The organism is Rhodococcus sp. 15-2388-1-1a (genome assembly GCF_002259145.1).
Lineage (GTDB): Bacteria > Actinomycetota > Actinomycetes > Mycobacteriales > Mycobacteriaceae > Rhodococcoides.
Map to the genome: position 1 here is coordinate 172,894 of NZ_NPFP01000032.1, position 12,674 is coordinate 185,567.

Consider the following 12,674-nt stretch of genomic DNA (forward strand, 5'->3'; position numbering starts at 1 on the left):
CGTGACTCGATCGTTAGCACGCGCCCGTGTCGGTATGAATTGATTGGGATATCTTTACCGAATCCGAATCGATCCGAGCCCCCCGGAAGTGGTTGTGCCCCAAATATTGGAACCAGCGCGAATTCGGCCTCGGCCGGTGACAACCGATTCGTCTGCCGTACCGCGAGCTATCGCCGACCGACTCCGAGTCGATCCATGGCACACCGGGGTCACTGTTGCTCTGGATTCGCTCGCTGCCATCGTGGCCGTGGTCGGCGCGTTGCTGTGGCACGCCGGAAATCTCACCGACTCAGGGCTGCTCCCCTGGCTGTTCGTACCGTTGCTGATCGGCATCCTGGCCGGCAAGTCCATGTACCGACGAAGCCTCCGCCGCAACTTTCTCGACGAGATCGGGCCGGCAGAAACGGCCGTCGCCTTCGCGTCACTGGCTCTGCTCGTCACGATGTTCCTGTCCGACACCGTCTATCGGCCCAGCGCCATTGTGCTGAGGCTGTGGCTGTTGAGCGCCGTCACGATAGCGCTCGCCCGTCTCGCTCGGGTCGTGCTTCAGCGCGTCATGCGTTCCAAGTACGGATGTGCCGCGCCGACCATCGTCGTCGGCAACGATCCCATCGCCCATCAACTCGCCGCGCGAATGCGCCAGTTCCCCGAGTACGGACTCGCGCCCGTCGGGTACGTCGGCGACGCACCGGCAGCCACGCTCGACCCGAGTGACAACGATCCGACGAGCCTGGTTCACCTCGGCATCACGACCGACTTCGAGGCAGTCGCCCGCAGCACCGGGGCCGAGGAACTGATCGTTGCCTTCGCACCGAGTCAGGACAGAGAATTGGTGGCTGCGATCAGGGTTGCGCACCGGCTCGGTATGCGGGTGTGGGTGGTTCCGCGGCTGTACGACACCGTCGGTTTGCACACCCGCATCGAGCACATCGGCGGACTGCCCCTGATGGTCCTTCCACACGTCGACCCCAAGGGCTGGCAGTTCGCCGTCAAGGGGGCTCTCGATCGGATCCTGTCCGCAGTCGGTGTTCTGTTGCTCTCCCCTGTCTTTCTGACTCTCGTACTGCTCGTGCGCCTGAGTTCGCCCGGCCCGATCTTCTTCAAACAGGAGCGAATCGGCCGCGACGGACTGCCGTTCGACTGCTTGAAGTTTCGCTCCATGCGCCCTCCACGTGCGTCCGACGCCGAGTTCGAGCGGAAGGCCGGGGACGCGCCCGGCGGTGTCGAGGGAGTCGACAGACGAACGCGAATCGGCAAGATCATGCGTCAGACCTCGCTGGACGAACTTCCGCAGTTGCTCAACGTACTTCGCGGCGACATGAGCCTGGTCGGCCCGCGACCGGAGCGCCCCGAGTACGTCGATCTCTTCGAGATGCAGATCCGTCGGTACGGAGAGCGGCACCGCGTCAAGGCCGGAGTGACCGGGTGGGCTCAGGTGCACGGCCTGAGGGGCCAGACATCCATCGCGGACCGCGCCGAATGGGACAATTTCTACATCGAGAACTGGTCCGTGTGGCTCGATGTCAAGATTCTGTTTCTCACGGTTCTCGCCGTTCTGAAGCGCGCCGAGGACTGATCGTGGTCCACGCCGAACACGGCCACGTTCGGGTCACCGCGTGATCACGTACGTTGCGCTCGCTTTCGGCGCAGCGGTGCTGCTCGCGCTGGGCTGCGCGGTCGCCTCGGCCATCTACCGTCGGCCGCAACGCGGTGTGTTGCTGTTGGCGGGATTGGTTCCACTGCACGGCCTTCTGTTTCTCGTTCCCCTCCCCGGGGTGGTGTCCGGCTGGAAGGAAGGCCTGGTCGTCTTCACGGTTCTGTGCGCGTGGTTGCGTCGACCCCGACACGTTCGTGGCTCGACGCCTCGGGTGTTCATGCCGTGGTGGCCCGCGGCCGTCGTCTTCGTCGTGTTCGGCAGCGTGTCTGCGTTCGCCACGTTCGGAATCGTCGGCGTGTTCGGCATCAAGGTGACCTTCTTCTACATCCTGCTGGTGGTCGTCATGTGGCTTGCACCGTTCGACGCCACGGACCGCGACCACCTCGTCTCCGTTCTCATGGGTATGGGTGTGTTCACCTCGGCGGTGGGCATCGCACAACTCCTGGCCGGACCCGCCGCATTGGTGTCGTTGGGGTACGAATACGGCACCCAGGTCCGAACATCGGGTGGACTGCTCCGCACGTTCAGCACGTTCAACCTGCCGTTCCCGTTCGGGCTGTACGTGATGTTGGCGTTGCTCGTCGGTGGTGCGGTCGCGCTGGCCGATCCACATCGTCGGCGAAACATGTTGTTCCTGTGCGCGACTCCGATGATGGTCGTCGCCATGTCCAGTTCGATCGTGCGAGGAGCAATTCTGGGGCTCGCGGTCGGAGCCATCTACCTGATCGCTGTGCGCTTCCGCTACCTCGCCGCGCCGCTCGCTCTGGTAGCGCTGGCCGTGGCGGTCACGGTTCCCTTCGTCCCCAGGATCACGTCGGTCTTCTTCTCGTCGAGCAGTCTGGGTCAACGCGGCGACGGCTGGGCCAACATCATCGCCAGCATCCTGATCCATCCGTTCGGGACGGGGCTGGGGTCGAGTGGTTCTGCGGCAGACCGCATTTCCACCGCCGAGGGTGTCGCATTCACGCAATCGGGGCTCTCCACCAACTACCAGCCCGACAACTACTACGTGAAGGCACTGCTCGAACTCGGACCGATCGGCCTGTGGGCGGTGATTGCGTTGCTCGTGACGTCGCTGCTGTGGTGCACTCGCCTGTCCCGAGCGCTACCGGGCAGAGACGGCGCACTGGCACTCGGTGTCGGTGCCTCGATCGTTGCCGCCATGTTCGCCAGTCTCGTCTCGACGTATTTCGAGATCTTTCCGATCGATGTCTATTTCTGGCTCTTGTTAGGAGTGGTGGGATGCGCAGCAGCGCAACACGAATCGTTTTCGGGGCGCTCGCCCTCCGGCCGGGCGGAAGCGGAGTACAGACCTACATTCGCGAGCTCCTGAACGAGTTACCGCACTGCCTACCCGATGCCGATCTCGCCGCGTCGGTGCAGCGCGACGCCGTCGGTGAGCTCCCTCCCTCGGTCACGGCGATGGAGCGGCCTGTCACCAGCGGTGCAGCTCGTGCGTTGCTCGGGGCCCTTCCTGTCGGTCGTTGCGATGTGGTGCACGGTCTGGACGTCGACCTGCCGTTCCTCACCAAGGCCTTCACAGTTGCGACGGTGCACGACCTTTCGGTCATCGACATGCCGTCGGCCTCGAGTCGATTTCGCGCGCTCGGCGAACAGAGACTGGTACGGCGCGCACTGCGCCGCGCAGATCTGCTCATTGCGGTCTCGCAGTTCACCGCCGATCGAATCAAGGCGGTCAGCGGGCGCCACGCCACTGTGGTCGGCTTGGCACCCGCAGCCTGGGCCACCGTCCCCACCGACAGCCGGGTGGACGTCGTTCGGTCCAAGTACGACTTACCGGACCGTTTCGTCATGCAGGTCGGAACGGTGGAGCCTCGCAAGAACGTTCAGCTGGTGGCCGACGCAGCGGAGAAACTCGGAATTCCGTGTCTGCTGGCCGGGGCAGGCTCGACCGGTCCCCACGCTCCCCGCAATTCCCGGGGACTCGGTTACGTCGATGTCGAGGATCTACCCGCCCTCTACGCTGCCGCGACAGTCACCGCATACGCGTCTCGGTACGAGGGCTACGGACTCCCGCCCGTCGAGGCCATGGCGTCGGGCGGCGCGGTTGTCGCCAGCGCCGTCGGCGCCCTCCCCGACGTCGTCGGCGACGGTGCCGTTCTCGTCGAATCGGAGAACGTGGACGACTGGGTACATGCGATGAAACCCATCGCTTTCGACGGGGACGCCCGCGCAGCTCTTGTCGACGCGGCAGCCGTTGCCACCCGCGAGATCAGCTGGCGTCGAACGGCGGAACTCACCGCCGACGCGTATCGAGCCGCAGGCGTGGTCTGATGGCCGAGGAGCTCGCGCTCGACGGCACCGAGCAGCCCCCGGACTACCGCGCCATCGCAGCGGATCCGAAAGCCGCGGCCAAAGCGACGATTGCCGTTCTGATCAGCAGAGTGATCATCGCGACGTTGGGGTGGGTGGGCAGCGTCGTCGTCGCGAGGTCCCTCGGACCGGACGAGTGGGGCCAGTTCAGCTTCGTCTTCGCGCTGCTCGGCTTGATGTCCGTCGTGACCGATCTGGGGGTCGGACGCGTCGTGCTCGCGAAATTGATGGACGACGATCCCGAGGAGATCGGTCGAACGGCGTCGTCGTTTCTCGCTCTGCGTACCGTTCTCGGGTTGGTGGGGTACGTGCTGGCCGTCGCATACGTTCTGCTGCTGCAGTATCCGAGCGAAGTGGTCCTCGCGACGGTGGTGGGCGGACTGGTGGTCGTGTTCGCAACGCCCGGTCACGCATTGAGTGTGCTCTTCCAGAGTCGTCACCGTCTGGTACTCGTGGCCGTTGCCGAAAGCGCCGGGCAAGCAATCCAATTGGCGTTGACCGTGCTGGCGGCCGTGCTGGCCCCCACCCTGCTGATCTTCGTTCTCCCGGCCGTGGCCAACGAAGTGTTCAAGTTGGTGACCAAGGGTTTCGGCATCGGTAACCGTTCCATGGGCCTGCGACCGTCGCGGCACATCGAAATTCGTCGCTGGGGGCCCTACCTGAAGGAGGCCGTGCCACTCGCGATCGGCTTCGCTCTCACCATCGCCATGCTCAAGATCGACATGTTGATGCTCAGCCTGCTCGACACGTTCGAGGCCGTGGGACTGTATTCCATCGGCTACAAGTTCTCGGACATGATCGACACCTTCGTCCTGGCGGCGGTTGCACCGATCAGCACCCTGCTCGTCGCGTCGTGGCCCCACGACACCACAGCATTTCGAGCACGCTCACGTTCGGCCGCACTGCTGTTCGCGCTCTTCGGCGCTATGGCTGTCGCGGCGTTCGTGCCGTCGGCCGAGCCGCTGATCGGCCTGCTGTACGGCGAACGGTTCGTCGACGGAGCTCACGCAGCCCGTCTGCTCGTCATCGGTGCGGCGCTGATGTCGTTGGTGATGCTGGGAATTTTCCTGCTCGCGTCGGCCGGAATGCAGCGGCACTACCCCGTGGTGGCATTGGTCGGTCTGGCCCTGAACATCGGGTTGAACCTGTTCCTGATCCCGCGGATGTCGTACGACGGAGCTGCGATCTCGACCGTCGTGACGATCGGCACCACCCTCGTTCTCTTGTGGATCGTGATCGCGCGAAGCATGCCCGTATCCAGACTGCTTCCAGTGCAGTCCATTTCGGTGACAGTCGTGGTGACCGCGGCCACTACGGTCGGCGGCTGGTTCCTGGTGCAGCACCATCCCGGCCTGTGGCTGCTCATCTCGGTCGCGGCAGCGCTGCTGGTCGCGAGCGTGCTCTACGCGTTCGTCGCCATCGGACTCGTCGAGTCTCCACTGCCGGGGCCGGCCGAGAAGGGACGACACCGTGCGCACTCCGAATGACCACCGACACAACGGACACATCGCCCGATTCGGGCCGTGCCCCGCGGAGTCGAAGTCGGGTTTCGCGGATGTAGCTGACCATCGTGCTTGTTCTTCGAATGTTGTTGATGTGCAGTTTCATTCACGAGCGGCACGGTTACGCGGACTGCACTCGGGCCCGGCTATCATCGAGCCTGTCGGCTCCACGAATCTCCGAAGCGGTACGTCCGCTCGCATCGACGACGGAAGGGTACGCGGTTGATGTCCGTCCACGATGCCGTACACCGGGGCGACGTGCCCCCACCTATCGATCTGGCGGGACACATGCGTGAACTCGGCCGGGCACTGCTGCCCGCCGTGATCATTGCTGCGCTGGTCGGTGCAGGCGTGTTCTACCTCAGAAGCGAACTCACCGACAAGCAGTACGCCGCGTCGGTCGTGGCCGAGATCGAACCGGCCCAAAGCCTCGTTCCCGGTGACGCGTTCATCGAGCAGATGCGCGCACCGTTCGTCGAGTTGGCGACCGACCGCAGTGTGCTCGATGAGGTCCTCACGCAGGTCGACTCCGGACTGAACGCTGCCGAGCTGGCGTCGAGCGTCGAACTCTCCCCCGGCACCTCGCCTGCACTGCTGACCGTCACGGTGACGACCCGATCTCCCGAGCTCGCCGCAGATCTGGCTCGCACGATGGTGTCGACCATGGCAAGTACCAGCACTGCCAACGCGATCCGCGACTCTCGCGAGCGCGCGGAGGAAGCGCAGTCCTCGATCGATGCGCAACAGGCTCGAGTGGACGCTCTCCCCGCCGACGACCCGAGCCGGGCCGCGGCCGTGTCCGAACTGGCCGAACTGCGCACCCGCCTGAGCGAAGTCGAGGCCGCTGCGGGAGGAGATCGACTGGTCGTGCTGTCGAACCCCGAGCAGAGCACCACACCGGTGTCACCGAAACCGGTCTCGGAGGCACTCGTAGCCGCTCTCGCAGCCCTCATCGTCGCGGCCGAACTGATCGTGTTGCTGCGAGGACGCCTCGGACGCAGGCCCTCTCGTTCCTGGGCACGTCGGGTCTCCCGCAAGTACGGAGCGCACTTCGACCCGACGGCGGGTGACGCGGTGCCGCCGGCCGTAGCTGCGCGGATGGCAGCACTCGAACGCGGCGATCGACCCGCCTCGAGGGGTGCTCGACACGCAGCTCCCAGGGGCGACAGCGTGATCGTCCTGTTGGTCGGCGAGGGTGCCGTGTCGGAGTCGACTCACGATCGGCATCGGACAACCGAACATCGCCGAGGCACCGCAGAATTCGGGTTGTCGGAGCAGTGGTGGCAGCACACGGAAGTGGGCGAAGTCGAGACCGTCGTGGTGCTGGTGTCCAGCCGTGGACGGGACAAGAAGGCAGCAACCGCCGCGCTGCGGCGGCTCGACGACTTCGACATACCCGTGCACCTGGTCCTGCAGAGCAAGAACTCGACCCGACGAGTGGAACAGACCGCGCAGACGATCGCGCCGGAAGGCCGAAGCCATGCCAGCTGACAGAATTGCCGTCGTACACGAAAGATTCACCGAGATCGCCGGATCCGAGCACGTCATAGAACAGCTCGCATTGCACTGGCCTGCGGCCGAGGTGTTCGCGCCGATCTCCAGGCCGGCCGGGGTCCCGTCGGGGATCGGCCGCGAGGTGCACACGTCGAGCCTGAACCGGCTGTACAACGCGTTGGGGCAGCGGTCCTACGCGCCCGTCCTTCCGATGATGCCGCTGGCATTTCGGCGCATGCCGCTCGAAGGTTTCGATGCAGTCGTGGTCAGCCACCACGCCTTCGCAACCCAGGCCGTGTTCGCCACCGACTCCCCGGTGATCGCCTACGTGCACAGCCCGGCACGGTGGGCCTGGGACCCCGAACTACGCGCAGGCGAAGGCGGCGGTAGAGCCGGAGCAGCGATCCTGACGGCACTGTCGGCCGTTGCCCGCCGATGCGAGATCGCTGCCGCACCGAAACTGACCACCGTGGTGGCCAATTCGACTGCAGTTGCACGTCGCATCGAGGACTGGTGGGGCCGTGACGACGCGGTGGTGGTCCACCCTCCCGTCGACACCGAGGGATTCACGCCGGATCCGTCCGTCGAGCGAGAGAACTTCTTCCTGCTCGCGGGTCGCCTGGTCCCCTACAAGCGTCCGGACATCGCGGTGCGCGCGGCCGCGGAGGCCGACGTTCCCCTCGTGGTGGCGGGAGACGGCCGTGCGATGGACGCCTGCCGGAAACTGGCCGGACCGAAAACGACCTTCCTGGGACGAGTTTCACACGAGAAGCTTCTCGAACTGCATCGGACGACGCGCGCCCTTCTGATGCCGGGAGTCGAAGACTTCGGCATCGTCCCCGTCGAGTCCATGGCGACCGGAACACCCGTCATCGCCCTGGGCGACGGCGGTGCCATGGACTCGGTGGTACCCGGAAAGACCGGGGTGCACGTGGCTCCGGGCTCCGACGACGAAGTGATCGCCGGATTCGCCGAGGCCATGCGCTCCTTCGACCCCGCAGACTACGACCGCGCCGGCATTCGCGCGTGGGCGGAGGGCTTTTCACGGGCAAACTTCCGCAGTCGGATGCAGGAGGTCGTCGATGCCGTCCGCTGAGCGTCGATACCGCGCAACTGCGCTGGATCGTGTCTTCGCCGATACCCGAATTGTCACCGCGGTCGGCCCTGTTCGTGGTCTCGACGTCGGACGTACGAGACGAACGCTCACGGCCGCCGAACAGGTCGGTACCGAGGCACACCTCGCCCTGGAACCGCGGTCGGACGCTCGTCTGTGGCGCTACCGCACCGGCATCGCAGGTGACAACGTCTCCGCGAGCACCGATCCCACGGACGACCTGGGCAAGATGCTCACCGACATTCGATCTCGACACGGAGAACGCAGCCCTCTCGACGTGGTCGTGTTCGACGACCATCTCGCGATCGACTACTCGCACGGAATCGGGGACGGCCAGATCGGCGTGATGATGTTGGCGGCATTCTGCGACGATGCCGACGGGTCACTGGTCCCCGGGCTCGCGGTGGGACTACCGGCGAGCGCAACATGGAAAGCGTTGTGGCGTCACTATTCTCGGAATCCGAAGACCTTGGCGGACTTCTGGAAGCTACGCGGTCGCCACCGAACCGAGGCCGACGGCGAGTCCGCTCCCCGTCGCAGAATCGAGAACTGGGAAGCCGCGAAGGTCAGCCGAGCCGCGTACATGAGCCGAGCCCGTGTGGACGAACTCAAACACTGGACGGCCGAGCACATGCCAGGAGCGACCGCCGCGTCGATCTCGATCGCACTGTGGAGCGCGGCTCTGCGGGCCGAGGGCGTCGACGTCGCCGAGCACATCATGGTCTTGTTCAACAGTCGACGTTATCTCGATTCGGCGCAACAGAATTCGCACGGGAACTTTGCCGTCGGCATTCCACTTCACCTCCCGTCGGGCACGTCACCCGTCGGTATCACTGCGACAATGCGCGAGGTGATCGAATCGGGTTGGCCGATAGCAGTATTGGCGATGTCACTGCTGCGCGATGCTGCGTCGCGAGTTCGGCCTGCTGCTCGCTCGCAGACCGATTCGGTCGTCGAGGTTCCCGAAACACTGAGGCTGGCCGTCAGCGACCTCGGGCGAGTACGGGTGTTCGATCATCTCGACTGGTTCGACGACGGCAGACCGCCGCAGATGGCCGCGTCGCTCGAACCGGACGGCCCGGACGGCTGCACCATGCTCATCGCCGAGATTGCCGGTGGGCGAACGTACACGGCATCGTTCTGCAGCAAGATGATCGACGTCACGGTCATCGATTCGGCGCTACAGAGGATGTGTGAAGACCCCGTCGCTCTGCTGCACCATGCATGACGAGTCACGAGTTCGACTTCTCGAACCACCCTTGCCACACAGACGGGCCCACACATGACCGACGAGTCGACCGTGCTCTTCCTCGCCCACACGGGACAGGTCTCCGGTGCCGAGAAGGTACTGCTGAACTTGATCGACGAGGCCGAGCGCCGCGGCCACAGAACTGTGATCGCCTGCCCCGCGGGACCACTGGCGCATCGCCTCCCGAGCGCAACCCGACACATCCGGATCGACGAGCTGGGCCTCGGAGGTGAGCACGGGGCCGCACGCGTCGCCGCCGCCGTACGCCTGGTCGGCAGATGGATCGGAGCAGCGCGCGCAGTGCGCACCGTCGCGCGTGCCCCCGGAACCGCAACCGTCGTCAACTCGCTGTTCGCGCTCCCCGTCGTACGACTGTGCAGGCCCACCCGCGGTGCGTCGTGGCTCGTTCACGACACCATGAACTCGCTCAAGCAGCGGGTGGTGGTTCGATTCGCGCGGCCCGCCGTCCGTGTCGCGGTGTCGGTGTCGGAAGCAACGGCAGTTCCGCTCCGCGCGGCCGGCCTTCCCGTGGTGGTATCCCACAACGGAGTGCCGTGGCCGGTGCCTCGCTTCGGCGGCGAACTTCACACCCCGCCGGTCGTCGGTATGTTGGCTCTGCTGACACCGTGGAAGGGTCACCGAGTTCTCCTCGATGCCGTGGCCACTCTTCCCGACATCCGAGTCGAGCTGGCAGGAGGCAGCTTCCCCGGCGATCGGGACTACGTATCGGAGCTCCACGCACGTGCGGCCGAACCGGACCTCGGCGGCAGGGTCGAGTTTCTCGGGCACACCGACGCCGAGTCCGCTCTCCGCAGGTGGGACGTCGTGATTTCGGCCAGTACGTCTCCGGAGGCCGGCCCCTTGTCGGTACTCGAAGCGATGTCGCACGGGCTGCCGGTGATCGGAACAGATCACGGCGGTACCCACGAATTCCTCGTCGACGGTGCCGGGATACTGGTCGAGCCCGGCAACGCCACAGCCCTCGCGGCCGCCATTTCGACGGTGGTGGCCGATTCGGATCGGCGGCGGACTCTCGGGGACGCCGCGAGGGACCGAGTTGCCAGCCGCCACGACATCGCCGAGACACTTCCCGCCTTACTGCACCGCCTCATCAGCTGACAGTCATGCCCATCGCGCGAGGACCCGCGCGGGAAAATGAACGAAGTCGAACCCCGGCGCAGGCGGCTGTGTTTCAATCGGGACCCGATTGGAACGATGGGGGCTGATGTGACTCGCGCCATGACGAGATCCAACGAGCATTATCAATGGTGTATCGGCGTGATGACCAGCCTCGCGTTGACCACCGCGGTCAAACGCATCGTCTCCGCTGCTGCCTTGGCCATGGCCGTCGTCGTGACCTTCGAGCTCGCATTCGGCTACGGAGCCACGACGACGATCCCGTCGATAGTGCAGTGGACGTGCATGATCGCCGCATACATCATGGGCGCGTTCTGGTGGTTCGGTCCGTGGCCGACGCTCGGGCAGGCGTTCGCCTTCGTCGTCATCGCGAACGTCGCAATTTTCGGGGCCACCATCACGGCAGATTTCGCGCCCGAGGTCACGCTCGGAAAATGCGCATTCCTCATCCCGATCGGCATGCTTGCCGGCTTCTTCTTCGACAAGTGGCGGTTGGCCACGCACGTCGCTCTCTGCCTGCTCGGCACCACCGTCGTCGCGGTCTATATCGTCGTCGAACGAGGTGTGGACACGTTCGTGGCGGTGGTTCTGTGGGCTCCGATCGTCGTCTCCTTCACCGGCTTCGCCCTGCTACTGCAGGCAACCACCCAATCCATGCGTCTGGAGTTCGAGTAACCGACATGCGAACCTTCGCCCTCCCTCACACCGGAACAGCAGTCTCGAGCATCGTGCTGGGGTTCATGCGCATCACCGATCTGGACGACAACCAGATCAGGAGACTGGTGGACACCGCCCTCGACGTGGGCGTCACGGTGTTCGACCATGCCGATATCTACGGCGGTGCCCCGCACACGTGCGAGAAGCGGTTCGGAGATGCGGTCACCCTGACTTCGTCGCAGCGCGAGCACGTCAGCATTCAGAGCAAGGTCGGCATTCGCGAGGGTTGGTTCGACTTCTCCGAGGATCACATCGTCACCACGGTCGAGGCGTCACTCGCGGCCCTCGGCGTCGACCACCTGGACACCCTTCTACTGCACCGACCGGACACCCTCGTCGAGCCGGAAGAGGTTGCAGCAGCATTCGACCACCTGCACGCGTCGGGCAAGGTCCTCGGCTTCGGCGTCTCCAATCACACACCCGGCCAGATAGAGTTGCTGAAAACTGCTGTGAATCAACCTATTCTGTTCGATCAAGTACAGCTGAGCATCGTGCACTCGCCGTTGATCGCGGCGGGCCTGACCGCCAACATGGGCACCGAGGATCAGTCGATCGACCGCGACAACGGTTTGCTGGACTACGCGCGAACGCGCGGCATTACCCTGCAGGCGTGGTCACCGTTCCAGAGCGGGACATCCTCCGGTGTGTTCGTGGGCGACCGCGAGAACTATCCCGATCTGAACGTGGCACTGGACGAGATCGCCCACGTACACGGCTCGACCCCGTCGGCGGTGGCAACGGCCTGGATCACCAGGCACCCGGCCGATATTCAGGTCGTGCTCGGAACCACGAATCCCGATCGAGTCGTCGAAGCCGCCGGCGGTTCGGACCTACGCCTGACCAGGCAGGAGTGGTACCGCCTGTTCCGGGCGGCAGGCCACACATTGCCCTGAACGACCTGCCCTGAACGACGCTCAGCGACGTCACATCTGCCGTTACCTTTTCGTTACCGACTAGCTATCGGTCCGTGATGGTCAGGCCTCGGTTCGGTGACGTTGCGCTGTCAGGATTGCCGCACGGCATGCACCGGAACCTGTAGCCCTCGGGTTCCACCCCGTGCACGTCGGTCGTTAGGCCATCCGAACTGAGAGGTTCGCACCGTGACTGTCACCGACCACTTCGATTCTCGCCTCGCACCCGTCGAACGCGGCAATGCTCGTTACTCCATCCGCAGCGAGTTCTACTCCCCTCGCCTGACTGTCGTCCGCGCGACGGGCGATCTCGATCTGCGGGCTCGTACCGATCTGACACAGGCGCTCGACGACGCCTTGCACGGCGAAACGGTTGTGCTGCTGGACTTGTCGGCGGTCACCTTCATGTACTCGGGGTCCGCATGCGTGATCGTCGACGCTGCCACGCACAGTGTGGGCCGGCTCGAGATCTACGCTCCGACGCGGCCCGCGCGCATCGTTCTCGACGCACTGGGCGCGGTGACCATCGGGGCGGATCCGCGCGCTGCATGATCGGTGG

11 protein-coding genes are annotated in these 12,674 nt (G+C 65.0%); all 11 read left to right on the forward strand.

Features of this window, described 5'->3' with window-relative positions:
* Positions 1–136 precede the first annotated feature (136 nt).
* The 11 genes from CH302_RS19045 to CH302_RS19095 all read left to right on the forward strand — a co-directional run bounded on the left by CH302_RS19045 (position 137) and on the right by CH302_RS19095 (position 12,667).
* Positions 137–1,576 (forward strand): sugar transferase, encoded by a 1,440-nt coding sequence (locus CH302_RS19045; protein ID WP_230596353.1) that lies wholly within the window; start codon positions 137–139, stop codon positions 1,574–1,576.
* Positions 1,577–1,616: 40 nt separating this feature from the next.
* Positions 1,617–2,990 carry an O-antigen ligase family protein gene (locus CH302_RS19050; RefSeq protein WP_037193210.1) on the forward strand — a complete coding sequence of 458 codons (1,374 nt, stop codon included), beginning with the start codon at positions 1,617–1,619 and terminating at the stop codon, positions 2,988–2,990.
* The gene (locus CH302_RS19055) at positions 2,900–3,952 is read left to right on the forward strand and encodes a glycosyltransferase family 4 protein (RefSeq protein ID WP_037193211.1); all 1,053 of its coding nucleotides are present in this window, start codon (positions 2,900–2,902) and stop codon (positions 3,950–3,952) included. The genes CH302_RS19050 and CH302_RS19055 overlap by 91 nt, the downstream gene beginning before the upstream one ends.
* The gene (locus CH302_RS19060; RefSeq protein WP_037193213.1) at positions 3,952–5,478 is read left to right on the forward strand and encodes a flippase; all 1,527 of its coding nucleotides are present in this window, start codon (positions 3,952–3,954) and stop codon (positions 5,476–5,478) included. The genes CH302_RS19055 and CH302_RS19060 overlap by 1 nt, the downstream gene beginning before the upstream one ends.
* Before the next feature lie 273 nt (positions 5,479–5,751).
* Positions 5,752–6,984, forward strand: coding sequence for a hypothetical protein (locus CH302_RS19065; RefSeq protein WP_052047914.1), 1,233 nt, complete (start codon positions 5,752–5,754; stop codon positions 6,982–6,984).
* Entirely contained in the window at positions 6,974–8,083 is a 1,110-nt protein-coding gene (locus tag CH302_RS19070; RefSeq protein WP_037193214.1) for a glycosyltransferase, read from the forward strand. The genes CH302_RS19065 and CH302_RS19070 overlap by 11 nt, the downstream gene beginning before the upstream one ends.
* Positions 8,070–9,329, forward strand: a complete 1,260-nt coding sequence (locus CH302_RS19075; RefSeq protein WP_052047867.1) for a hypothetical protein — start codon at positions 8,070–8,072, stop codon at positions 9,327–9,329. Before CH302_RS19070 ends, CH302_RS19075 begins: the two co-directional genes overlap by 14 nt.
* Before the next feature lie 54 nt (positions 9,330–9,383).
* Positions 9,384–10,469 (forward strand): glycosyltransferase family 4 protein, encoded by a 1,086-nt coding sequence (locus tag CH302_RS19080; RefSeq protein WP_037193215.1) that lies wholly within the window; start codon positions 9,384–9,386, stop codon positions 10,467–10,469.
* A 120-nt stretch (positions 10,470–10,589) separates the two neighbouring features.
* Entirely contained in the window at positions 10,590–11,162 is a 573-nt protein-coding gene (locus CH302_RS19085; protein WP_230596354.1) for a giguanylate cyclase, read from the forward strand.
* Between the two features lie 5 nt (positions 11,163–11,167).
* Complete coding sequence (locus CH302_RS19090; protein ID WP_037193219.1) at positions 11,168–12,097, forward strand: aldo/keto reductase; 930 nt, start codon at positions 11,168–11,170, stop codon at positions 12,095–12,097.
* Between the two features lie 207 nt (positions 12,098–12,304).
* Positions 12,305–12,667 carry an STAS domain-containing protein gene (locus tag CH302_RS19095; protein ID WP_037193220.1) on the forward strand — a complete coding sequence of 121 codons (363 nt, stop codon included), beginning with the start codon at positions 12,305–12,307 and terminating at the stop codon, positions 12,665–12,667.
* Positions 12,668–12,674: the final 7 nt, after the last annotated feature.

Bases quoted from the DNA above. Each gene is read 5' to 3' on its own strand.
- CH302_RS19055 (WP_037193211.1), top strand. From the start codon at position 2,900: ATGCGCAGCAGCGCAACACGAATCGTTTTCGGGGCGCTCGCCCTCCGG.
- CH302_RS19060 (WP_037193213.1), top strand. From the start codon at position 3,952: ATGGCCGAGGAGCTCGCGCTCGACGGCACCGAGCAGCCCCCGGACTAC.
- CH302_RS19070 (WP_037193214.1), top strand. From the start codon at position 6,974: ATGCCAGCTGACAGAATTGCCGTCGTACACGAAAGATTCACCGAGATC.
- CH302_RS19075 (WP_052047867.1), top strand. From the start codon at position 8,070: ATGCCGTCCGCTGAGCGTCGATACCGCGCAACTGCGCTGGATCGTGTC.
- CH302_RS19080 (WP_037193215.1), top strand. From the start codon at position 9,384: ATGACCGACGAGTCGACCGTGCTCTTCCTCGCCCACACGGGACAGGTC.
- CH302_RS19085 (WP_230596354.1), top strand. From the start codon at position 10,590: ATGACGAGATCCAACGAGCATTATCAATGGTGTATCGGCGTGATGACC.
- CH302_RS19090 (WP_037193219.1), top strand. From the start codon at position 11,168: ATGCGAACCTTCGCCCTCCCTCACACCGGAACAGCAGTCTCGAGCATC.